Genomic DNA, 22,822 nt, shown 5'->3' on the forward strand with positions numbered 1-22,822 from the left:
AACACCAGAAAGAGTGAGATGAGCTTGATTCCGAAAAGAGGCACGGTGTACGTGGTGGACGACGACGAGGCCGTGCGCGACTCGTTGCAATGGCTGCTCGAGGGCAAGGACTACCGGGTCCGCTGCTTCGAATCCGCCGAGGCTTTTCTGAGCCGCTACGACCCGCGCGAAGTGGCCTGCCTGATCGCCGACATCCGCATGGGCGGCATGACCGGCCTGGACCTGCAGAACCGCCTGCTGGAGCGCCAGTCCCCCCTGCCCATCGTCTTCATCACCGGCCACGGCGACGTGCCCATGGCGGTGGAGACCATGAAAAAGGGCGCGCTCGACTTCATTCAGAAACCCTTCAACGAAGAGCAACTGGTGGGCCTGGTTGAACGCATGCTGGAAACCGCGCGCGAGGCCTTCTCGGTGCATCAGCAGGCCGCCAACCGCGACGCCCTGCTCGGCCGCCTGACCACGCGCGAATCGCAGGTGCTCGAACGCATCGTCGCCGGGCGCCTGAACAAGCAGATCGCCGACGACCTCGGCATCAGCATCAAGACGGTGGAGGCGCACCGCGCCAACATCATGGAAAAGCTGGGCGCCAACACCGTGGCCGACCTGCTCAAAATCGCCTTGGCACCCGCCACCGCCAAGGCCTGACCTCCTGTTTCGCATGACCGCACAACTGATCGACGGCAACGCCCTCTCGCGCCAACTGCGCACCGAAGTTTCCGAACGCGTCGCCACCCTGCGCGCCCAGGGCCACACCCCTGGGCTGGCCGTCGTCCTGGTGGGCGACAACCCGGCCAGCCAGGTCTACGTGCGCAACAAGGTCAAGGCCTGCCACGACACCGGCATGCATTCGGTCCTGGAGCAATACCCCGCCAGCATGACCGAGGCCGAGCTGCTGGCCCGGGTCGATGCCCTGAACAACGACCCGACCATCCACGGCATCCTGGTGCAGCTGCCGCTGCCGGCGCACATCGATGCGCACAAGGTCATCGAGGCCATCAGCCCGGCCAAGGATGTGGACGGCTTCCACGTCGCCAGCGCCGGTGCCCTGATGGTGGGTCAGCCCGGCTTCTGGCCCTGCACTCCCTACGGCTGCATGAAGATGCTCGAAAGCATCGGCTACGACCTACGCGGCAAGCACGCGGTCGTCATCGGCCGCAGCAACATTGTCGGCAAGCCCATGGCCATGATGCTGCTGCAACAAGACGCTACCGTCACCGTCTGCCATTCGCGCACCGCCGACCTGAAGGCGCAGACGCTGCAGGCCGACGTGATCGTGGCCGCGGTGGGCAAGCGCAACGTGCTGACGGCCGACATGGTCAAGCCCGGCGCGGTGGTGCTGGACGTGGGCATGAACCGCAACGACGCCGGCAAGCTCTGCGGCGACGTGGACTTCGACGGGGTGAAGGACGTGGCGGGTTACATCACCCCAGTGCCCGGTGGCGTGGGCCCCATGACCATCACCATGCTGATGGTCAACACCCTGGAATCGGCCGAGCGCGCGCTGGCCTGAACGTGCCACAGGTGGGGGGCGGCGCCCCCCCCGTTCAGTGCCGGCCGTTGCGCGACGCCAGCCAGCACAGCACGCGCAAGGCGCTGAGCCACTGCAACACAATCAAGCCCGTGCCAACCGCGTGCCACAACCGCAGGTTGCCCCCGGTGCTGCGCGCCGTCAGGATGCGCTCAGCAACCCCATGCTCCTGCACCAGCGCCGCCAAAGCCGCGAGCAGCAACCACGGCAGCATCACCCAGCGCGCGGTCACTTCGCCGCCTTGCAGACGCTGCAAACGGCCCCACACCAGCAAGGTCAAGGCCGCGACCAAGCTCATCCAGGCCTGCACCTGGAACAGCTTGGCCGCGAACGGGCCGGCCACGGCCGGGTTGCCGAAAAAAGCGAACGCCATCGGCACTGCGACAAAACTCAAGCCGCTCAAACCGCCCCACCACAGGGCCGCCAGCAGCAGCGGCCAACGGTGCAGCCCCGCGCCGCAGCCAGGTTTCATTGGTAGCGGACCGTGACGATCTCGTAGCGCTTGACGCCGCCCGGCGCCTGCACCTCGGCCACGTCGCCCTCTTCCTTGCCGATCAGCGCGCGTGCTATTGGGCTGGAGATGTTGATCAGGCCCTGCTTCAGGTCGGCCTCGTCCTCACCCACGATCTGGTAAGTCACGCCGTCACCCGAAGCCTCGTCTTCCAGTTCCACCGTGGCCCCGAACACCACCCGGCCACCAGCGTCCAGAGAGGCCGGGTCGATGACCTGCGCCACCGACAGCTTGCCCTCGATCTCGGCGATGCGGCCTTCGATGAAGCCCTGGCGCTCCTTAGCCGCGTCGTAGTCGGCGTTTTCGCTCAGGTCGCCCTGGGCGCGCGCTTCGGCAATGGCGGTGATGACGGCCGGGCGTTCGACGGATTTCAGGCGCTGCAGCTCTTCCTTGAGCTTGTCGGCGCCGCGCTTGGTGACGGGAAAGGTCGACATTTCAATTCTCCAAAAGCAAACCGCCGATCGTTGCCGGTCGGCGGTGTGTGTCTGCGGCAGATTATGCCCGAACCGGACCAAGACGCGCGTTTCGGCCAGATCCGGACAAACCCGGCGCGCGGCTCAGGCCGCGAGCTGTGCGTGCATCTCCTGCACCGAGATCACGCCCAGGGTGTCCAGGTGCTTCATGCCCTCCACCGCGGCTTCGGCGCCGGCGATGGTGGTGAAGGTGGTCACACGGTTCACCAGCGCCGAGGTGCGGATGTAGCGCGAATCAGCGATGGCGTTGCGGCGCTCTTCCACCGTGTTGATGACCATGGCGATTTCGCCGTTCTTGATCATGTCCACGATGTTCGGGCGGCCTTCCGTCACCTTGTTGACCACGGTGCAGGGCACGCCGGCTGCGGTGATGGACGCCGCGGAACCGCGCGTGGCCACCAGCTCGAAGCCCAGCGCCACCAGGTCGCGCGCCACGTTCACGGCACGCGCCTTGTCGTTGTTCTTCACCGACAGGAACACCTTCTTCACCTCGTCGCTGGCGCGCGGCAGCTTGGTGCCCGCGCCCATCTGCGATTTGACGAAGGCTTCGCCGAAAGTCTTGCCCACGCCCATCACTTCGCCGGTGGACTTCATCTCGGGGCCCAGGATGGTGTCCACGCCCGGAAACTTGACGAAGGGGAACACCGCTTCCTTGACGCTGTAGTACGGCGGGGTCACTTCCTGGGTGATGCCCTGCTGCGCCAGCGTCTGGCCGGCCATGCAGCGCGCGGCCACCTTGGCCAGCTGGATGCCGGTGGCCTTGGACACGAAGGGCACCGTGCGCGAGGCGCGCGGGTTCACTTCCAGCACGTAGATCACGTCCTGGCCGTTCTGCTTTTGCACCGCGAACTGCACGTTCATCAGGCCGACCACGTTCAGCGACGCGGCCATGGCCTGGGACTGGCGCTTGATTTCGGCCACGGTGTCGGCGCTCAGGCTGTAGGGCGGCAGCGAACAGGCGGAGTCGCCCGAGTGCACGCCGGCCTGTTCGATGTGCTCCATCACGCCACCGATCAGGGTCTGGCCTTCGCTGTCGCGCAGGCAGTCCACGTCGCATTCGATGGCATCGTTGAGGAAGCGGTCGAGCAGCACCGGGCTGTCGTTGCTCACCTTCACGGCCTCGCGCATGTAGCGCTCCAGATCGCGCTGTTCGTGCACGATCTCCATCGCACGGCCGCCCAGCACGTAGCTGGGGCGCACCACCAGCGGGTAACCCAGTTCGGCGGCCTTTTCCAGCGCCTCGGCTTCGGTGCGGGCGGTGGCGTTGGGCGGCTGCTTCAGACCCAGTTCGTGCAGCAGCTTCTGGAAGCGCTCGCGGTCTTCGGCCGCGTCGATCATGTCCGGGCTGGTGCCGATGATGGGCACGCCCTCGGCCTCCAGGCCCAAGGCCAGCTTCAGCGGCGTCTGACCACCGTACTGCACGATCACGCCGGCCGGTTTTTCCTTGTCCACGATTTCCAACACGTCTTCCAGCGTCAGCGGCTCGAAATACAGGCGGTCGCTGGTATCGTAGTCGGTGGACACGGTTTCCGGGTTGCAGTTGACCATGATGGTCTCGTACCCGTCTTCGCGCATGGCGAGCGCGGCGTGCACGCAGCAGTAATCGAACTCGATGCCCTGGCCGATGCGGTTCGGCCCGCCGCCCAGCACCATGATCTTCTTCTTGTCCGACGGCGCGGCCTCGCACTCGGCCTCGTAGGTCGAGTACATGTAGGCGGTGTTGGTGGCGAACTCGGCCGCGCAGGTGTCCACGCGCTTGTAGACCGGACGCACCTTCAGGGCGCGGCGCTGGTCGCGCACGGCTTTTTCGGTGGTCTTCAGCAGCTTGGCCAGGCGGCGGTCGGAAAAGCCCTTTTGCTTCAGGATGCGCAGGGTGTCCGCGCTCAAGGACGCCAGGGCGCCCTCGCCCTTGTCGGCGGTCAGCTGGTCCAGTTGCAGTTCGATCTTGACGATCTCTTCGATCTGCACCAGGAACCACTTGTCGATCTTGGTCAGGTTGAACACCTCGTCCAGCGACCAGCCGGCGGCAAAGGCATCGCCCACGTACCAGATGCGCTCGGGTCCGGGCTCGCCCAGCTCGCGCTCCAGGATCTCGCGGTCCTGGGTTTTCTCGTTCATGCCGTCCACGCCTACTTCCAGGCCACGCAGGGCTTTTTGGAAGCTTTCCTGGAAGGTTCGGCCCATGGCCATCACCTCGCCCACCGACTTCATCTGGGTGGTCAGGCGGCTGTCGGCGGTGGGGAATTTCTCGAACGCGAAACGCGGGATCTTGGTCACCACATAATCGATCGAGGGCTCGAACGACGCCGGGGTCGCACCGCCGGTGATCTCGTTCTTCAGCTCGTCCAGCGTGTAGCCCACGGCCAGCTTGGCCGCGATCTTGGCGATGGGGAAGCCAGTGGCCTTGGAGGCCAGCGCCGACGAACGCGACACGCGCGGGTTCATCTCGATCACGACCATGCGGCCGTCTTTCGGGTTGATCGAGAACTGCACGTTGGAGCCGCCAGTATCCACACCAATTTCACGCAGCACCGCCAGCGAGGCGTTGCGCATGATCTGGTATTCCTTGTCGGTCAGCGTCTGCGCCGGCGCCACGGTGATCGAGTCACCGGTGTGCACGCCCATCGGGTCCAGGTTCTCGATCGAGCAGACGATGATGCAGTTGTCCTTCTTGTCGCGGACCACTTCCATCTCGTACTCTTTCCAGCCCACGAGCGACTCTTCGATCAGCAGCTCGTTGGTGGGCGAGGCTTCCAGGCCGCGCTTGCAGATGGTCTCGAACTCTTCCGGGTTGTAGGCAATACCGCCGCCCGTGCCGCCCAGCGTGAAGCTGGGGCGGATCACGGTCGGGAAGCCGACCTTCTTCTGCACGCCCCAAGCCTCGTCCATGCTGTGCGCGATGCCCGAACGCGCCGAACCCAGGCCGATGCGGGTCATCGCGTCCTTGAACTTCAGGCGGTCTTCTGCCTTGTCGATGGCCTCGGGCGTGGCGCCGATCAGCTCGACCTTGTACTTGTTGAGCACGCCGTGGTGCCACAGGTCCAGCGCGCAGTTCAGCGCTGTCTGGCCGCCCATGGTCGGCAGGATGGCGTCCGGGCGTTCCTTGGCGATGATCTTCTCGACCGTCTGCCAGGTGATCGGCTCGATGTAGGTGACGTCGGCCGTGGCCGGGTCGGTCATGATCGTCGCGGGGTTGCTGTTGATCAGGATAACCTTGTACCCCTCTTCGCGCAGCGCCTTGCAGGCCTGCACGCCGGAGTAGTCGAATTCACAGGCCTGACCGATGACGATCGGGCCGGCGCCGATGATGAGGATGCTCTTGATGTCTGTGCGCTTGGGCATGTTATTTCGCCTCCATCAGCTGGATGAAACGGTCGAACAGGTAGGCGATGTCGTGCGGGCCGGGCGAGGCTTCCGGGTGGCCCTGGAAGCAGAAGGCGGGCTTGTCGGTGCGCTCCAGGCCTTGCAGGGTGCCATCGAACAGGCTGATGTGGGTGGCACGCAGGTTGGCGGGCAGGTTGTCCATGTCCACCGAAAAACCGTGGTTCTGGCTGGTGATGCTGACGCGGCCGTTGTCCAGGTCTTTCACCGGGTGGTTGGCACCGTGGTGGCCGTGCGGCATCTTGAAGGTTTTGGCGCCAGAAGCCAGGGCCATGATCTGGTGCCCCAGGCAAATGCCGAACACCGGCTTGCCGGTTTCGATCAACTCTTTCGCGGCGGCAATGGCGTAGTCGCAAGGCTGCGGGTCGCCGGGGCCGTTGGACAGGAAAATGCCGTCGGGGTTGTACTTGAGCACTTCGGCGGCCGGGGTTTGCGCGGGCACCACGGTGACCTTGCACCCGCGTTCAGCCAGCATGCGCAGGATGTTCTTTTTCACGCCGAAGTCGTAGGCCACCACGTGGAAACGCGGGGCGGTCTGCTCGCCGTAGCCCGGTGTGCCGTCGGCGCGGGCCAGTTGCCACTCGGTCTGGGTCCAGATGTAGGGGGCCTGGGTGCTCACCACCTGGGCCAGGTCCTGGCCGGCCATGCTGGGGGCGGCCTGGGCGGCGGCCACGGCTTGCGCCTTCAGGGCCTCAGTCACGGCCACGCCTTCGGCCAAGCCAACGATGGCGCCGTTCTGCGAACCCTTTTCACGCAGGATGCGGGTCAGCTGGCGGGTGTCGATCCCGGCAATCGCCACCGTGCCTTCGCGCTTCAGGTAGTCGCTCAGCGTCAGGGTGGAGCGGAAGTTGGAAGCGAGCAGGGGCAGGTCTTTGATGATCAGGCCGGCGGCGTGGACGGCATCGGCCTCCACGTCTTCCTCGTTGATGCCGTAGTTACCGATGTGCGGGTACGTCAGGGTGACGATCTGCTGGCGGTAGCTGGGGTCGGTGAGGATTTCCTGGTAACCGGTGATGGCGGTGTTGAACACCACTTCACCCACGGTTTGACCGGTGGCGCCGATGGATGCGCCGACAAAGACCGTGCCGTCTGCGAGCGCGAGGATGGCTTGTGCGGGGACGGGAAACACGGGGAACTCTCCAGTTTTGGACGCACCTGTGCCCGCTGTGAAAAGTGGTGTTTTCGAGGGGATTCGGCCTGTGCCGCCGACAGGTGCGTGTGGTTAGGGTAAACCTTGCTATTGTAACCGACGCACCCGCCGCTTGCTGGCCGGTTGTTCACTCACAAGCGGGCGGCGGCGCTGGCGTGCAGGCATATCGCGGCCGCAGCGGCGACGTTGAGCGATTCCTCGCCCCCCGGCTGGGCGATGCGCACCGTCTGTTGCGCCCGGGCCATCAACTCCGGAGACACGCCCTGCCCTTCGTGGCCCAGCAGCCAGGCGCAAGGCCAGGGCAGATCGGCCCGGTGCAGCCAGGCGCCATCGTGGGAGCTGGTGGCCAGCAGCGGCAGCGCCAGATCGGCCAGGGCCGCGGCCTGCACCCCCTCTACCAGGCGCAAACCGAAGTGCGCGCCCATGCCCGCCCGCAGCACCTTGGGCGACCACAGGGCCGCCGTGCCCTTGAGCGCGACGACCTGCCGAAACCCGAAGGCCGCCGCGCTGCGCAACACCGAGCCGACGTTGCCCGGGTCTTGCAGGCGGTCGAGCACCACGGTCGGCCACCCGGCTTCGGGCGCGGCGTGGAGCGTGGGGGCGAACAAACAGCCCACCGGGGCCGGCGACTCCAGCCCGCTGACCTGGGCCATCAGCCCGTCGGCCAGCAGCACCCGGCGCACCCCCGGGGCCAGCCCCCAGGCGTCGGGCAGGTGTTGCGCCGCCGCCGTGGTGACGACCACCGCCGGCTGGGCCCCGCGGGCCAGCAAGGCACGACACAGGTGGTCGCCCTCCAGCCAGACCTGACCGAGCTTGCGGTAGGCGCCGGGGTCCTGGGCCAGGGCGCGGATCTGCTTGACCAGGGGGTTGTCGCGGGAGGTGATGGCTTCGTTCATGGGTGCATGGCCGTGCCCACCGGGGACGCGGCAGAGGACGTGGCGCTCAGGGCCGCGGCCACGGGTGCAAAACTGCGGCGGTGCGCCGCAATGGGGCCGAAGGCACGCAGGGCCTGCAGGTGCTGCGCCGTGCCGTAGCCTTTGTGGCGGTCGAAGCCGTAGGCCGGGTGTGCCGTGTGCAGGCGGTCGAGTTCGCGGTCGCGCGCCACCTTGGCCAAGATGGAGGCCGCCGAAATCGCCGGCACCTTGGCGTCGCCCTGGACAATGGCCTCGGCCCGCACCTCCAGCACGGGCAAGCGGTTGCCGTCCACCAACACCAGGCCGGGGCGCAGGCGCAGACCGGCCACGGCCCGCTGCATGGCCAGCAGCGTGGCCTGCAGGATGTTGAGGCGGTCGATCTCCTCCACCGTGGCCCAGGCCACCGCTGTGCACAGGGCCCGCGCCCGGATCTCGTCGTACAGGCGGTCGCGGCGCGCGGCCGAGAGCTTCTTCGAATCGGCCAGCCCGGCGATCGGCTGCTGCTCGTCGAGGATGACGGCCGCGGCGTAGACCGGCCCGGCCAGCGGTCCGCGCCCGGCCTCGTCCACACCGGCCATCAAGGCGGGCGTGTCCCAGGTGAAGGCGGCCTGCTCAGGCCGCGAGGACGGTTTCGATCGCATCGAGGGCCAAGGTCGGGGTGTCGCGCCAGAGCGCGTCGTGCAAGGCGGCAAAGCGCTGCTGCAAGGCCTGCACCCGGCTCCGGGTGGCCGCATCCGGGGCCAGCCAGGCCAGGGTTTCGCGGGCCAGGGCCTCGGGCGTGGCCGCGTCCTGCAACAACTCGGGCACGACGAATTCGCCGGCCAGGATGTTGGGCAAGCCGACCCAGGGCTGCAGCATCTTGCGCCGGGTGAGTTGCCAGGACAGCCAGTTCATGTGGTAAGCGATCACCATCGGGCGCTTGAACAGCGCGGCTTCCAGCGTGGCCGTGCCGCTGGCGATCAGCGTGACGTCGCAAGCGGCCAGCACGCGGTGCGAATCGCCCCGCACCGCCAGCACCTCACCCGCCAGACCGGACTGGCGCAGCAGCGCCTGCACGGCGTCCCACAGCGCCGGCACCACGGGCACCACCAGCCGCAACGTCGGGTTGGCCTGGCGCATCAGGCGCGCGGCCTGCAAAAACCGGGGCAGCAGGTGTTCGATTTCGGCGCGCCGGCTGCCGGGCAGCAAGGCCACCACCGGGGCGTCCTGCGGCAGGCCCAGGTGCGCGCGCGCGGCGGCGCGGTCGGGTTCTTTCGGTATCAAGGGCGCCAGAGGGTGGCCCACGTAGGTGGCGGCAATGCCGTGGCGCGCCAGCAGTTCCGGCTCGAACGGGAAGATGCACAGCACGTGGTCCACGCAGCGGCGGATTTTTTCCACGCGCTCCGGGCGCCAGGCCCACACAGCGGGCGCCACAAAGTGGACCGTCTTGCAGCCGGCGGCGCGCAAATCGCCCTCCAGATCGAGGTTGAAGTCCGGCGCGTCCACACCGATAAAGACCTGGGGCCGGTCGGTCAGCAGGCGCGCCTTCAAGGCCCGGCGGATGCCGACGATCTCGCGGTAATGGCGCAGCACCTCGACGTAGCCGCGCACCGCCAGCTTTTCGCTGGGCCACCAGGCCTCGAAACCCCGGGACTGCATGGCCGGCCCGCCGATGCCGAAGGCTCGGCACGCGGGCCAGCGCCGCTGGATGCCGTCCAGCAACTGGGCGGCCAGCAGATCGCCCGAAGTCTCGCCGGCCACCATGGCCAGCGCGCTCACGCCGCGCGCCTCGGCCATCAGCGCACGATGCCCCGCTGCGGGGTCAGGCCCTGCAGGAAGTGCAGCATCATCGCCACGTCGGCCTGGGCGTCGGGGTATTGCGCCGGCAAGGCCCCGATGCGGGCCTGGGCTTGCTCCAGGGTCAGGTTGTCGCGGTACAGGGCCTTGTGCATGGCCTTGACGGCAGCGATGCGCGCGGCATTGAAACCGCGGCGGCGCAAGCCCTCGAAGTTCATGGACCGCGCCCCTGCCGGCTGACCTTCGCTCATCACGAAGGGCGGCTGGTCGGCAAGCAGCACCGAGCCCATGCCGGTCATGCCGTGCGCGCCGATGCGCACGAACTGGTGCACACAGGTGTAGGCGCCCAGGATCACCCAGTCGTCCACCACCACGTGGCCGGCGATCTGCGCGTTGTTGGCGAAGATGGTGTGGTTGCCCACCAGGCAGTCGTGCGCCAAGTGGGTGTAGGCCATCATCCAGTTGTCGTTGCCCAAGCGGGTGACGCCGCCGCCCTGCACCGTGCCGATGTGGTAGGTGCTGAACTCGCGGATGGTGTTGCGGTCACCGATGATCAGTTCGCAGGGCTCTCCGGCGTACTTCTTGTCTTGGTTGATCGCCCCCAGCGAGGTGAACTGGAAAATGCGGTTGTCCCGGCCGATGGTGGTGTGGCCCTCCAGCACGCAATGCGCGGCGATGGTGGTGCCCGCGCCCACTTTCACGTGCGGGCCGATCACGGTGTAGGGGCCGACGGTGACGCTGGCATCCAGCTGCGCCGCCGGGTCCACCACCGCGGTGGGATGGATGTTCGTCATGCGCGGCTCCCGCGCTTCAGGCGATGGTGCGCATGGTGCACATCAGTTCGGCTTCGCAAGCCACCTCGTTGCCCACGCGGGCGGTGCCCTTGAACTTGAAGATGCCGGCCTTCATGCGCTCCAGCGTCACGTCCATCACCAGCTGGTCGCCGGGCTCCACCGGGCGCTTGAAACGCGCGCCGTCGATGCCGGCGAAGTAGTACACGGTCTTGTCGTCGGGCGTCACGCCCAGGGTGTCGAAGGCCAGCAGCGCGGCGGTCTGGGCCATGGCCTCGAGCATCAGCACCCCCGGGAACACCGGGCGGTGCGGGAAGTGGCCGGTGAACTGCGGCTCGTTCATGCTGACGTTCTTCAGCGCCTGGATGGACTTGCCCTTTTCCACGGCCAGCACCCGGTCCACCAGTAGGAAGGGGTAACGGTGGGGCAGTTGTTTGAGAATCTGGTGAATGTCCATCATGGTCTGTTTTCCAATGCTTTGATGCGCTCGCGCAAGCGGTGCAGTTGCCGCAAGGTGGCGGCATTTTTTTCCCAACTCTTATTGTCGTCGATGGGGAAGACGCCGCTGTACTGGCCCGGTTGCAGGATGGAGCGCATCACCACCGAGGCGGCCGAGATGTGCACGCCGTCGGCCAGGGTCAGGTGCCCCAGCACCACCGCGCCACCGCCCACCGTGCAATGCGCGCCGATTTTGGCACTGCCTGCCACGCCCACGCAGCCGGCCATGGCGGTGTGGGCGCCCACGTGCACGTTATGGCCGATCTGGATCAGGTTGTCGAGCTTGACGCCGTCTTCCAGCACCGTGTCTTCCAAGGCACCCCGGTCGATGCAGCAGTTGGCGCCGATCTCCACGTCGTGGCCGATGCGCACCGCCCCGAGCTGCTCGATCTTGACCCACTGCCCCTGGTGCGGGGCAAAGCCGAACCCATCGGCTCCGATGACGACCCCGCTGTGCACGATGCCGCGATCGCCGATGCGGCAATCGCGCCCCAGCACCACGCGCGCGGCCAGGCGCGTGCCCGCCCCCACAACCGCCCCACGCTCCAGCACCGTGTGCGCCCCGATGTGCGCCCCCGGCCCCAATTCGACCTGCGGCCCGATGACGGCAAAAGCCCCCACCACCACCCCATGGCCGAAGCGGGCCGACGGGTGCACCTGGGCCGTGGCGTGGATGGGCGCCTCATCGGCGCGGTCGGCCGCGTCGCGACGGGCCTTCCACCACTGGGTCAGGTGGGCAAAATACAGGTAGGGGTCGGCCGCTTCGATGCAGTCGAGGCCACGCGCCCGCGTCGCCTCGACCAGCGCCGGCGGCACGATCAGGCCGCCCGCCCCGGTGCTGGCCAGCTGGCTGGTGTAGCGCGCGTGCGAAACGAAAGACAGGTCGTCCGCACCCGCGACCGCGAGCGAGGCGATGCGCAACAGCGCCCGCTCGCCCGCACCATGCAAAACGCCGCCCAAGGCGGCGTGGATCTCGCGCAAGGTGGCGGTCACAGACACCCCGTCACTTGCCACCCGCATTGAGGGTGTTGATGACTTTTTCGGTGATGTCGTGCTTGGGGTTGATGTACACCGCCTCCTGGAGGATCAGGTCGTACTTCTCCGCCTCGGCCACCTGCTTGATGACGCGGTTGGCACGCTCCAGCACCTGCTGCAGCTCTTCGTTCTTGCGCTGGTTCAGGTCTTCCTGGAATTCGCGGCGCTTGCGCTGGAACTCGCGGTCCATCTCGACCAGCTGGCGCTGGCGGGTGGTGCGTTGGCTCTCCGACAGGGTCGGCGAGTCTTTTTCGAATTTCTCGGACGCCGTGCGCAGCTGGGTGCCCAGGGTTTCCACTTCGCGTTCGCGGCGGGCGAATTCCTGCTCCAGCTTGGTCTGCGCGGCCTTGGCGGCGGTCGAGTCGCGGAAGATCCGGTCGGTGCTGACAAAGCCGATCTTGAAGTCCTGGGCCGCCATCGCGGCCGTGGCACAACCCAGCACACACGCCAACACGCCGTGGCGCAACATTTCACGCAAAGTCGATTTCATCAAAACGAGGTTCCGATCTGGAATTGAATGCTCTGGGTCTTGTCGCCGTCCTGCTTGCGCACCGGACGGGCGTACGCGATTCTAAGCGGCCCCACCGGCGAGATCCAGCTGATGCCCACGCCGGCCGAGGCGCGCAGGTCGGTGAACTTGGCGGTGCTGCCCGGCGTGTCGTCGGAGATGTTGCCGATGTCGAAGAAGCCGAACATGCGCAGGGTGCGGTCGTTGCCGGCGCCCGGGAACGGCGCGATCACTTCGGTGTTCAGCACCAATTTCTTGGAGCCCCCGATGTAGGAGTTGCTGGTGCTGCCCTGAATGGCGCTGATACCGCCCAAGGTGCCCTGCTCGAAGCCGCGCACCGAGCCCAGGCCACCGCCGTAGAAGTTCTTGAACAGCGGGAAGGGCTTGCCGCCCAGGCCCTTGCCCCAACCGGCTTCGGCGTTGAAGGCCAGAGTGAACTTCTTGTTCAGCGGGATGTACTGCTGGAACTGGTAGTTGACCTTGGCATAGCGGGTGTCGCCGGCCACGCCCAGTTCGCCGTTGAAACGCTGCAGGCGGCCGGCGGACGGCACCAGGGCGCTGTCGCGGGTGTCGCGCGCCCAGCCCACGGTCAGGGGGATGGAGGTGGCAGAATCGCCGAAATCGTTGATGAAGGTGCCGTAGGCCACCGGCAGGCCGTTGCCCGGCTCGATGCGGGTCTGCTCCACCCCGAGGCCGAAGAAGACGGTGTCGGTTTCGGTGAAGGGCACACCAAAGCGGATGCTGGCACCAGGCGTGACCAGGCGATAGTCGCCTTCCTGCTCGGTCAGCGGGCGGGTGGTGCGGTAGTAGACGTCGAGCGAGCGCGAGATGCCGTCGGCGGTGAAGTACGGGTCGGTGGTGCTGACCACCAGCTGCTTGTTGAACTTGCTGGTGTTGACGTTCAAGCCCAGGTAGTTGCCGGTGCCGAACACGTTTTCCTGCTGGATGCCGGCCACGAAGGACAGCTTCTCGGACTGCGAGTAGCCCGCACCCAAGGTCAGGTTGCCGGTGGGCTTTTCGACCACGCTCACCACCAGATCGACCTGGTCGGGCGCGTCGGGCACTTCCTGGGTGTCCACGCTGACCTGGGTGAAAAAGCCCAGACGGTCCACCCGGTCGCGCGACAGGCGGATGCGGTCGCTGTCGTACCAGCCGGCTTCGAGCTGGCGGAATTCGCGGCGCACGACCTCGTCGCGGGTGCGGTTGTTGCCTTCGACGTTGATGCGGCGCACGTAGGCACGGCGCGAAGGCTGGGCCCGCAGCACAAAGGCCACGGCACTGTTCTCGCGGTCGATCTCGGGCACCGCCTCGACGCGGGCAAAGGCGTAGCCAAAGCCGCCAAAATAATCGGTGAAGGCCTTGGTGGTTTCGGTCACATCCTCGGCGTTGTAGGCCTGGCCGGGGCGCAGCTTCACCAGCGTCTTGAATTCGGCTTCCTTGCCCAGGTAGTCGCCTTCCAGGCGCACCGAAGACACGGCGTAGCGCTTGCCTTCGGTGACATTGATGGTGATGGACATGTCGTCCTTTCCCGGGGCGATGGCCACCTGGGTGGAGTCGATGCTGAACTCGAGGAAACCGCGGGTCAGGTAGTAGGAACGCAGGCTTTCCAGGTCGGCGTTGAGCTTGGCCCGCGAATAGCGGTCGGACTTGGTGTACCAGCTCAGCCAGCCACCGGTGTCCAGATCGAACAGGTCGCGCAGCGTCGATTCGCTGAAGGCCTGGTTGCCGACGATGCGGATGTCGGTGATCTTGGCGACGTCGCCCTCGGTCACGCTGAAGTTGACGTTGACGCGGTTGCGCTCGATCGGGGTGACGGTGGTGGTCACCTGGGCCGCGTACATGCTGCGGTTGAGGTACTGGCGCTTGAGTTCCTGCTCGGCGCGGTCGGCCAGGGCCTTGTCGAAGGGGCGACCTTCGGTCAGGCCGACGTCACGCAAGGCCTTGCGCAAGACCTCGTTGTCGAACTCCTTGACGCCAGAAAAGCCCACGTCGGCCACGGTCGGGCGTTCTTCGACGATGACGACCAGCACGTTGCCATCGACCTGCAAGCGCACGTCGGAGAACAGGCCCAGGCCGAACAGCGAACGGATGGCGGCGGAACCCTGCTCGTCGTTGTAGGTGTCGCCCACACGGAACGGCAGGGAAGCGAAGATGGTGCCGGGCTCGACCCGCTGCAGGCCTTCGACGCGGATGTCACGGACGGTGAAGGGATCGACGGCCCAGGCCGGCAGGGAGGCGACCACCGTGGACAACAGGGCACCCCAGGTGACACCGCGCCAACGCGTTTGCTTGATTTTCATGAAAGAGAGTCTTCAGCCCAGCAAGCGGGCGACATCGTTGAACATGGCGATGGACATGAGGCACAGCAGCACGGCCACACCACCGCGCTGCAGGCGTTCCATCCAGACGTCGGACACCGGGCGCCCGGTCACCGCCTCCCACAGATAATACATCAGGTGCCCACCGTCCAAGACCGGCAGCGGCAGCAGGTTGAGCACCCCCAGGCTGACGCTGATCAGCGCCAGAAACAGCAGGTAGGACGTGGCGCCCAGGCTGGCCGATTTGCCGGCGTAGTCGGCGATGGTGAGCGGCCCGCTCAGGTTCTTGAGGGAGGCCTCGCCGATCAGCATCTTGAACATCATGTTCAGCGACAGGACCGACACCTCCCAGGTCTTGACCGCGCCTTTCCACAGGCCTTCGATGGGCCCGGCGGTCACGGTGCGCATGGCGGGCAGCGCCCCGATGTAGGCCCCCACCCGCCCCGACCAGGCATCGCCCTGGCGCTCGGCCTTGGGCACGACGCTCAACTCCAGCCGCTGACCGGCACGCTCCACCGTCCAGCGCTGCGCTTGGGCCTGGCCGTCGCGGGCCACGCCGGCACGGATCCAGGTGCGCAGTTGCTGCGCATCGGCCACCGGGCGTCCATCGACGGCACGCACCCGATCACCCGGGCGCAGGCCGGCGGCGGCAGCAGCCCCATCGGGCAGCACCTCGCCGATTTCCGGAGCGGACCAGGGCGCCACCACCCCGATTTTCTGGAACAAGGTGGCATCGGCGTCCTGTGCGTCCAGGCCGGACAGGGGCAGGACGACCTCGCGCGCCGCTCCCTCGGGGCTGTCGGCCACCCACAGCCGCACGTCCTGTTGCGCCAGCGCGGCCCGGGTCAGGTGCCAACGCAAGGCCTCGAAGGAGACGACAGGCTCAGGCTCGGCGTCCGCGGCGGCCAGCTGCAAGACATGTTCGCCACCGCGCAGACCGGCCCGCTCGGCCAGCGTCGCGGTGGGCGGGCTCGACAAGATGGGCTCGGGCTCTTCCACCCCGTACCACGAGACCACTGCGTACAGCAGCACGGCCAGCAGCAGGTTGGCCGCCGGCCCGGCCGCCACGATGGCGGCGCGCGCGCGCAGGCTTTGCGTGTTGAAGGCGCGGTGGCGCTCGGCCGGATCGACCGGACCCTCGCGCTCGTCCAGCATCCGCACATAGCCGCCCAGCGGCAAGGCACACAACACGAATTCGGTGCCGCGTTGGCGCGAGGTCCAGCGCCACAGGGGCTTGCCAAAACCGATGGAAAAGCGCAGCACCCGAACGCCGCAGGCCAGCGCCATCCGGTAATGGCCGTATTCGTGCACCGCGATCAGGATCGCCAGCGCCACGACGAAAGACAGCACCGTCAGCATCTGCACTCCTTCTTCAGGACCAGCGGCGCACCTGCGCCTCGGCCCAGGCCCGGGCGGACCGGTCCAGGTCCACCAGGGCCTCCAGGCCATCGGGCTTGGAGGGCGGGCAGGCCTCCAAAGTTGCACGGTTGAGCGCCGGGATGCGGTCGAAACGCAATTGCCCGGCCAGGAAGGCCGCCACCGCGACCTCGTTGGCCGCGTTCAGCACCGCCGTGGTGCCCGCCGGGGCCTGCAGCGCCTCCCAAGCCAGGAACAGACCGGGGAAACGCTCGGGGGTGGGTGGCTCGAAGGTCAAGCCCCCCAGCGCCAGAAAATCCAGGGCCTGGGCGCCGGAGTCCATGCGGTCGGGCCAGGACAGGCCGTAGGCGATCGGCACCCGCATGTCGGGCGTGCCCAGCTGCGCCACCACCGAGCGGTCGCGGTACTGCACCATGGAGTGCACCACGCTCTGGGGGTGGATGACCACCTCGATCTGCTCGGGTGCCACGCCGAACAGGTACTTGGCCTCGATCACCTCCAGCGCCTTGTTCATCATGGTGGCGGAATCGACCGAAATCTTGCGGCCCATGACCCAGTTCGGGTGGGCACAGGCCTGCTCCGGGGTGACTTCGGCCAGGGTCTGCGGATCGCGCTGGCGGAAGGGCCCGCCCGAGGCGGTCAGGATGATTTTGTCGACGCGCGCGGCCCAGGTGGCCGGGTCGTCCGGGAGGGATTGGAAGACGGCCGAATGCTCGCTGTCGATGGGCAGCAGCGTGGCCCCACCGCGGCGCACCGTGTCCATGAAAAAATCGCCGCCCACCACCAGGGCCTCCTTGTTGGCCAGGAGCAGCTTTTTGCCGGCACGGGCCGCGCTCAGACAGGGCGGCAGGCCCGCGGCACCGACGATGGCGGCCATGACCGCGTCCACGTCCGCGTCGGCGGCCACGTCACACAGCGCCTGCTCTCCCGACAGCACCTCGGTCGGCAGGCCGTGCTGCTGCAACCCTTGGCGCAGCGTGGGCGCGTAGCGCGCCTCGATGACGGCGTAGCGCGGGCGAAAACGCAGGCACTGGGCCAGCAATTCCTCGACCCGGCTGAAAGCGGTGAGCGCAAACACTTCGAAACGCTCGGGGTGGCGACCGATGACGTCCAGCGTGCTGGTGCCGATGGAGCCGGTGGAGCCCAACACGGTGACGCGCTGGGGACGGGACGGGGTGGGCGCAGGCATGCCGGTGTGAAGAAAGAAAGGTTCGCGGCGCCCGGCGTCACCAGGTCGCCAACATCATGGCCACCGGCAACACCGGCAGCAGGGCATCGACACGGTCGAGCACACCGCCGTGGCCCGGCAGCAAGCCGCTGGAGTCTTTCACGCCGGCGCTGCGCTTGACCAGGGACTCGATCAGGTCGCCGGCCACGCTCAGGGCTGTCAGGCCGAACAAGGCCAGCAGCGCCGGTACAGGCCCCAGGGCCCAGAGCCGACCGTACAGGCTGGTGCCAGCCGGATCAACCGCCACCCAGGCCAGCGCCAGCAGCAGCACCCCCAAGGCACCGCTGTACACCCCGGCCCAGCTTTTGCCGGGGCTGATGGTGGGCGCCAGCTTGCGGCGACCGAAGGCCCGACCGCCGAAATACGCCGCGATGTCGGCCATCCAGACCAGCAGCAGCATGCTCAGCAGCATGGCCACGCCCAGGTGGCGCGCCTGGGCCATGGCCCACCACGCCAGGCCAATGAGCACCCAGCCCAGCCCAAAACGCAGGGCACGGGGGATGCGCGGCCAGCCGGCCACCCCGGCGCGCAGCAGCCCGACCGACAACAGCCCCCAGAGCCCTGCGGCCGCCAGCCACAAGCCGGGCATGGGGGTGGTCAGGCCCAGTTGCCACCAGAGCCCCAGCAACACGGCGCCCAGCAAGCCACCCGACAGCCAGGACGCGACGGGGCCGAAACCGTTCAGGCGCGCCCACTCCCAACCGCCACCCACGATGAGCAGCAGCGTGACCGCGCAAAACGGTTCGGGGCTCGGGTAAAACAGGGCCGGCAACAGCACCGCCAGCAGCAGCAGCGCGGTGATCACACGTTGTTTGAGCATGAAGGGAAGGCCGGTCGGTCAGTGGGGGGCCGCAGACGGCGCCTGCAGCTGCTCGGTCGTCTGGCCGAAACGGCGCTCGCGGCCGGCGAAGACGGCCAGCGCACGGTCGTACTCGGCCTCGTCGAAGGCGGGCCAGAGCCGGTCGGAAAAATACAGTTCGCTATAGGCCAGTTGCCACAGCAGGAAGTTGCTGATCCGCACCTCGCCCCCGGTGCGGATCAGCAGATCCGGGTCGGGCACGTGCGACAGGGCCAGTTCGGCCGACAGCGCCTGCTCGGTGATGGTGGCTCCACATTCGGCCAGCCGGGCGGCGGCCTGCACGATGTCCCAGCGCCCACCGTAGTTGAAGCAGATGTTCAACACCAGACGCTCGTTGCCGGCGGTGTCGCGCTCGGCCTGCAGCAGGCCTTGCGACACGGCCGCGGGCAGGCCCGAGCGGTCACCGGGAAAATGCAGTTGCACGCCCGCCTTCAGCAGATCGGGCACCTCGCGCACCAGGGCCTTGGCCATCAGGCCCATGAGGCCAGAGACTTCGTCGGCCGGGCGCTTCCAGTTTTCGGACGAAAACGCGAACACGGTGAGCACGCGCACGCCGCGGGCCATGCTCCAGCGCACCACCGCGCGCAGGGTTTCCAGGCCCTGGCGGTGGCCGGCCAAGCGCGGCAAAAAGCGCTGCTTGGCCCAGCGGCCATTGCCATCCATGACGATGGCCACGTGCGTCGGCACCGCGGACGGGGGAAGGGAATCGGACACCATCGAACAAGGCGACACAAGCGGGCGGACGCGCGGTCAGATCGCCATCAATTCCTGTTCTTTGGAGGCAATGATCTTGTCCACTTCGCCGATCATTTTGTCGGTCAGCTTCTGGATCTCGTCCTGGCTGCGGCGCTCGTCGTCCTCGGAGGCCAGCTTGTCCTTGACCAGCTTTTTCACGTGTTCGTTGGCGTCGCGGCGCAGGTTGCGGATGGCGATCTTGCTTTGCTCGCCTTCACCGCGCACCACCTTGGTCAACTCCTTGCGGCGCTCTTCGGTCATGGCGGGAATCGGCACGCGGATCAGATCGCCCTGCGACGCCGGGTTCAGACCCAGGTCGGATTCGCGGATCGCCTTTTCGATCTTGGCGCCCATGCCTTTTTCCCAGGGGGCCACGCCGATGGTGCGGCCGTCGATCAGGGTCAGGTTGGCCACCTGCGACAGCGGCACCATGGAGCCGTAGTACTCGACGTGCACGGTGTCCAGCAGGGCTGGGTTGGCACGGCCGGTGCGCACCTTGGCCAGCTGGCCCTTGAGCGCCTCCAGCGACTGGTTCATCTTGTGCTCGGTGGTGGGTTTGATTTCAGACAGTTCCATGGTTCACCTCGTTGTTCTGTAGGACCGGCGCACTCAGACGTGCACCAGCGTGCCTTCGTCTTCACCCAGCACCACGCGGCGCAGCGCACCCGGCTTGAAAATGCTGAACACCCGCACCGGCAGGTTCTGGTCGCGGCACAGCGCGAAGGCGGTGGCGTCCATCACCTGCAACTGGCGCGACATGGCCTCGTCGAAGCTGATGGACTGGAAGCGCGTCGCGGTCGGGTCTTTTTTGGGATCGGCGGTGTAGACGCCATCGACCTTGGTGGCCTTGAGCACGATCTCCGCGCCGATCTCGGCACCGCGCAGGGCCGCGGCGGTGTCGGTGGTGAAGAAGGGGTTGCCGGTACCGGCCGCAAACACCACCACCTTGCCCTCCTCCAGGTACTGCAGGGCTTTGGGTCGGACATAGGGCTCGACCACCTGGTCGATGGCAATGGCGGACATCACACGGGCCTTGACGCCGGCCTTTTCCATGGCGTCACCCAGGGCCAGGGAGTTCATGACCGTGGCCAGCATGCCCATGTAGTCCGCCGTGGCGCGGTCCATGCCGACGGAGCCCCCGGCCACACCGCGGAAGATGTTGCCACCGCCGATGACGACCGCCACCTCGACCCCCAGGCGGGTGACCTCGGCCACCTCCCCGACGATGCGCTCGATCGTCGATCGGTTGATGCCGAACGCGTCGTCGCCCATGAGGGCTTCACCGGAGAGTTTGAGGAGGATGCGCTGGTGGACTGGCATAGGCGGCAACAAAGTCAAATCTTAAGGATTTTAGGGGCTTCAGCGTGACAACGGCCGGCCCCATGCGGGACCAGCCGTGTAATTTTTTGTGAGTCGGGCCAGGCAGCCGGCACGACCCTCGCGGCCCGCGGGTGGGGCCGTGTGGGGCAGCGATCAGGCGCCTTGGGCAGCGGCCTGGGCAGCGGCCACTTCGGCAGCGAAGTCTTCCACCTTCTTCTCGATGCCTTCGCCCACCACGAACATGGTGAAGCCCTTGACGGCGGTGTTGACCGACTTCAGGTAGGCGCCCACAGTCTGCTTGCCGTCGGCGGCCTTGACGAACACCTGGTCCAGCAGAGACACTTCTTTCAGATACTTCTGCACCGAGCCCTCGACCATCTTGGCGACGATGTCGGCCGGCTTGCCGGATTCGGCGGCCTTTTGCTCGGCCACAGAACGCTCTTTGGCGATCAGTTCGGCCGGCACGTCGGCGCCCGACAGGGCCACCGGCTTCATGGCGGCGATGTGCATGGCGGCGTCCTTGGCGGCCACGGCGTCACCGTCGAACTCCACCATCACGCCGATGCGCACGCCGTGCAGGTAGGAGGCCAGTTGGCCGCCGGCGCTGTAACGCTTGAAGCGGCGGATGGTCATGTTCTCGCCGATCTTGCCGACCAGGCCCTTGCGCACGTCTTCCACGGTCGGGCCGAAGCCTTCCATGGACAGGGGCAAATCGGCCACAGCGGCCACGTCGGCCGGGTTGCTCTTGACCACCAGTTCGGCCACGGCGTTGCAGAAGGCCAGGAACAGGTCGTTCTTGGAGACGAAGTCGGTTTCGCAGTTGACTTCGACCAGGGCACCGCTGGTGCCGTCGATGAAGGAGGCCACCACGCCTTCGGCGGTGATGCGGCTGGCGGCCTTGCCGGCCTTGTTACCCAGCTTGACGCGCAGGATCTCTTCGGCCTTGTCCATGTTGCCGTCGGCCTCGGTCAAGGCCTTCTTGCATTCCATCATGGGGGCGTCGGTCTTGGCGCGCAGTTCGGCGACCATGCTTGCGGTGATTGCTGCCATAGTGTTACTCCGTCAGAACCTTGCGGCTCAATGATTCGATGTCTGTGTGAAAAAACGCTTACAAAAAAGGGGCTGCTGGAGCCCCTTTTTGTGCGGGCGCAGACGCTCAAGCGGCGTCTTGCACTTCGACGAACTCGTCGCCACCGGCCTGCACGGCCTTGACCACGTCGGTCACGGCGTTGGCACGGCCTTCCAGGATGGCGTCGGCGATGCCACGGGCGTACAGCGCCACGGCCTTGGCCGAGTCGTCGTTACCGGGGATCACGTAGTCGATGCCTTCGGGGTTGTGGTTGGTGTCGACCACGCCGATCAGCGGGATGCCCAGCTTCTTGGCTTCGGACACGGCGATCTTGTGGTAGCCCACGTCGATCACGAAGATGGCGTCCGGCAGGGCGTTCATGTTCTGGATGCCGCCGATGTCCTTCTCCAGCTTTTCCATTTCGCGGGCGAACATCAGCTGCTCTTTCTTGGACATGGAATCCAGGCCAGCTTCTTTCTGGGCCTGCATGTCTTTCAGACGCTTGATCGAGGTCTTGACGGTCTTGAAGTTGGTCAGCATGCCGCCGAGCCAACGCTGCTCGACGCAGGGCACGCCGGCACGGGCGGCTTCCTGGGCGACGATGTCGCGCGACTGGCGCTTGGTGCCCACCATCAGCACGGTGCCGCCGTTGGAGGTCAGCTGGCGCACGAACTTGGCGGCTTCTTCGAACATCGGCAACGTCTTTTCGAGGTTGACGATGTGAATCTTGTTGCGGTGACCGAAGATGAACGGAGCCATCTTGGGGTTCCAGAAGCGGGTTTGGTGGCCGAAGTGGACACCGGCTTCCAGCATTTCGCGCATGGAAATGGACATGATTGGAATCTTTCCAGAGGTTGGGACTGAAATCAGGCCCCGATCCACCGCACAATGGACGGCAGACACCCGGTTGGGCCTGTTTGCGTTTGGTTTTTCGCTTGGCTTTGCACGGGTGCTTGCACACACCGCGCTCTACAAAGCCTTTCGAGTATAGCATCCCGGCAAATCGGCATCCAGCCCCCCCTGCCCCGGCCCTCCATGCAACACCTGCCCCTCGCCACGCTGACCGTCCCGCTGCCCCTGCACGGCAGCACCGCCACACGGACCCTGGAAGCCGCCGCGCTCGCCGCCCTGCCCCCGCACACCCTGATGCAACGCGCCGGCCAGGCCGTGTTCCGCCTGGGGCGGGCGCTGTGCCCCCACGCCCGCTCGGTCTGGGTGGCGTGTGGGGGCGGCAACAACGGCGGCGATGGTTTGGTCGCGGCCCTGGCTTGGCACCTGCACCTGGCCAAGGTCGGCGGCCGGGTGCAGGTGCTCTGGCTGGGGAATGCCACGCGTCTGCCTGCCGATGCCC

The 22,822-nt window shown here is 66.8% G+C and carries 23 protein-coding genes; 3 read left to right on the forward strand and 20 right to left on the reverse strand.

Translation table 11 applies throughout. The annotated features are described in order from the left end of the window. Positions 1 to 18: 18 nt before the first annotated feature. Together CON77_RS02280 and folD are read left to right on the forward strand one after the other, a co-directional pair. Positions 19 to 645: a response regulator transcription factor gene (locus tag CON77_RS02280; protein ID WP_101047419.1), complete on the forward strand. Its 627-nt coding sequence runs from the start codon at positions 19 to 21 to the stop codon at positions 643 to 645. Between the two features lie 13 nt (positions 646 to 658). After that, positions 659 to 1,510: a bifunctional methylenetetrahydrofolate dehydrogenase/methenyltetrahydrofolate cyclohydrolase FolD gene (gene folD / locus CON77_RS02285; RefSeq protein ID WP_101047421.1), complete on the forward strand. Its 852-nt coding sequence runs from the start codon at positions 659 to 661 to the stop codon at positions 1,508 to 1,510. A 34-nt stretch (positions 1,511 to 1,544) separates the two neighbouring features. Here the strand turns inward: folD and CON77_RS02290 are convergent, their stop codons facing one another. From CON77_RS02290 to rpsB, 20 genes are all read right to left on the reverse strand, one after another. Continuing rightward, on the reverse strand, positions 1,545 to 2,000 hold the full coding sequence (locus CON77_RS02290) for a DUF4149 domain-containing protein (protein ID WP_101047423.1): 456 nt from the start codon (positions 1,998 to 2,000) through the stop codon (positions 1,545 to 1,547). Continuing rightward, positions 1,997 to 2,473: a transcription elongation factor GreA gene (gene greA / locus CON77_RS02295; RefSeq protein WP_101047425.1), complete on the reverse strand. Its 477-nt coding sequence runs from the start codon at positions 2,471 to 2,473 to the stop codon at positions 1,997 to 1,999. Before greA ends, CON77_RS02290 begins: the two co-directional genes overlap by 4 nt. Before the next feature lie 123 nt (positions 2,474 to 2,596). Then, complete coding sequence (gene carB, locus CON77_RS02300; protein WP_101047427.1) at positions 2,597 to 5,854, reverse strand: carbamoyl-phosphate synthase large subunit; 3,258 nt, start codon at positions 5,852 to 5,854, stop codon at positions 2,597 to 2,599. 1 nt (position 5,855) lies between these two features. Beyond that, positions 5,856 to 7,022, reverse strand: coding sequence for a glutamine-hydrolyzing carbamoyl-phosphate synthase small subunit (carA, locus tag CON77_RS02305; protein WP_101047429.1), 1,167 nt, complete (start codon positions 7,020 to 7,022; stop codon positions 5,856 to 5,858). A 152-nt stretch (positions 7,023 to 7,174) separates the two neighbouring features. Then, a complete protein-coding gene (locus CON77_RS02310) occupies positions 7,175 to 7,939 on the reverse strand; it encodes a TrmH family RNA methyltransferase (RefSeq protein ID WP_101047431.1) in 765 nt (254 codons plus the stop codon). After that, positions 7,936 to 8,598 carry a ribonuclease HII gene (rnhB, locus tag CON77_RS02315; RefSeq protein WP_101047433.1) on the reverse strand — a complete coding sequence of 221 codons (663 nt, stop codon included), beginning with the start codon at positions 8,596 to 8,598 and terminating at the stop codon, positions 7,936 to 7,938. The genes CON77_RS02310 and rnhB overlap by 4 nt, the downstream gene beginning before the upstream one ends. Then, positions 8,570 to 9,733 (reverse strand): lipid-A-disaccharide synthase, encoded by a 1,164-nt coding sequence (gene lpxB, locus CON77_RS02320; RefSeq protein WP_232788371.1) that lies wholly within the window; start codon positions 9,731 to 9,733, stop codon positions 8,570 to 8,572. Before lpxB ends, rnhB begins: the two co-directional genes overlap by 29 nt. Beyond that, positions 9,733 to 10,527: an acyl-ACP--UDP-N-acetylglucosamine O-acyltransferase gene (gene lpxA / locus CON77_RS02325; protein ID WP_101047435.1), complete on the reverse strand. Its 795-nt coding sequence runs from the start codon at positions 10,525 to 10,527 to the stop codon at positions 9,733 to 9,735. The genes lpxB and lpxA overlap by 1 nt, the downstream gene beginning before the upstream one ends. A 16-nt stretch (positions 10,528 to 10,543) precedes the next feature. Next, entirely contained in the window at positions 10,544 to 10,984 is a 441-nt protein-coding gene (gene fabZ, locus CON77_RS02330; protein WP_101047437.1) for a 3-hydroxyacyl-ACP dehydratase FabZ, read from the reverse strand. Next, on the reverse strand, positions 10,981 to 12,015 hold the full coding sequence (gene lpxD / locus CON77_RS02335; RefSeq protein WP_232788372.1) for a UDP-3-O-(3-hydroxymyristoyl)glucosamine N-acyltransferase: 1,035 nt from the start codon (positions 12,013 to 12,015) through the stop codon (positions 10,981 to 10,983). Before lpxD ends, fabZ begins: the two co-directional genes overlap by 4 nt. A gap of 10 nt (positions 12,016 to 12,025) precedes the next feature. Further along, positions 12,026 to 12,547, reverse strand: coding sequence for an OmpH/Skp family outer membrane protein (locus tag CON77_RS02340; protein WP_198552242.1), 522 nt, complete (start codon positions 12,545 to 12,547; stop codon positions 12,026 to 12,028). Then, positions 12,547 to 14,865 carry an outer membrane protein assembly factor BamA gene (gene bamA, locus CON77_RS02345; protein WP_101047441.1) on the reverse strand — a complete coding sequence of 773 codons (2,319 nt, stop codon included), beginning with the start codon at positions 14,863 to 14,865 and terminating at the stop codon, positions 12,547 to 12,549. Before bamA ends, CON77_RS02340 begins: the two co-directional genes overlap by 1 nt. 12 nt (positions 14,866 to 14,877) lie before the next feature. After that, on the reverse strand, positions 14,878 to 16,242 hold the full coding sequence (rseP, locus tag CON77_RS02350) for an RIP metalloprotease RseP (RefSeq protein ID WP_101047443.1): 1,365 nt from the start codon (positions 16,240 to 16,242) through the stop codon (positions 14,878 to 14,880). Between the two features lie 13 nt (positions 16,243 to 16,255). After that, positions 16,256 to 17,449: a 1-deoxy-D-xylulose-5-phosphate reductoisomerase gene (gene ispC / locus CON77_RS02355; RefSeq protein WP_101047445.1), complete on the reverse strand. Its 1,194-nt coding sequence runs from the start codon at positions 17,447 to 17,449 to the stop codon at positions 16,256 to 16,258. Between the two features lie 37 nt (positions 17,450 to 17,486). Further along, positions 17,487 to 18,308, reverse strand: coding sequence for a phosphatidate cytidylyltransferase (locus tag CON77_RS02360; RefSeq protein WP_101047447.1), 822 nt, complete (start codon positions 18,306 to 18,308; stop codon positions 17,487 to 17,489). An 18-nt stretch (positions 18,309 to 18,326) separates the two neighbouring features. Next, positions 18,327 to 19,064, reverse strand: coding sequence for a polyprenyl diphosphate synthase (gene uppS, locus CON77_RS02365; RefSeq protein WP_101047449.1), 738 nt, complete (start codon positions 19,062 to 19,064; stop codon positions 18,327 to 18,329). A gap of 33 nt (positions 19,065 to 19,097) precedes the next feature. Continuing rightward, a complete protein-coding gene (frr, locus tag CON77_RS02370) occupies positions 19,098 to 19,658 on the reverse strand; it encodes a ribosome recycling factor (RefSeq protein ID WP_101047451.1) in 561 nt (186 codons plus the stop codon). 33 nt (positions 19,659 to 19,691) lie between these two features. Then, positions 19,692 to 20,402 (reverse strand): UMP kinase, encoded by a 711-nt coding sequence (gene pyrH / locus CON77_RS02375; RefSeq protein ID WP_101047453.1) that lies wholly within the window; start codon positions 20,400 to 20,402, stop codon positions 19,692 to 19,694. 153 nt (positions 20,403 to 20,555) lie between these two features. Next, positions 20,556 to 21,452: a translation elongation factor Ts gene (tsf, locus tag CON77_RS02380; RefSeq protein ID WP_101047455.1), complete on the reverse strand. Its 897-nt coding sequence runs from the start codon at positions 21,450 to 21,452 to the stop codon at positions 20,556 to 20,558. 106 nt (positions 21,453 to 21,558) lie between these two features. Further along, complete coding sequence (gene rpsB, locus CON77_RS02385) at positions 21,559 to 22,305, reverse strand: 30S ribosomal protein S2 (RefSeq protein WP_101047457.1); 747 nt, start codon at positions 22,303 to 22,305, stop codon at positions 21,559 to 21,561. A gap of 201 nt (positions 22,306 to 22,506) precedes the next feature. On the opposite strand from rpsB, the gene CON77_RS02390 reads away from it, so the two are divergent. Beyond that, a partial coding sequence (locus CON77_RS02390) for an NAD(P)H-hydrate epimerase (RefSeq protein ID WP_304442144.1) occupies positions 22,507 to 22,822 on the forward strand: 316 nt, incomplete at its 3' end.

The organism is Macromonas nakdongensis, assembly GCF_002837145.1.
In the GTDB taxonomy this organism is placed as follows: domain Bacteria; phylum Pseudomonadota; class Gammaproteobacteria; order Burkholderiales; family Burkholderiaceae_C; genus Macromonas_B; species Macromonas_B nakdongensis.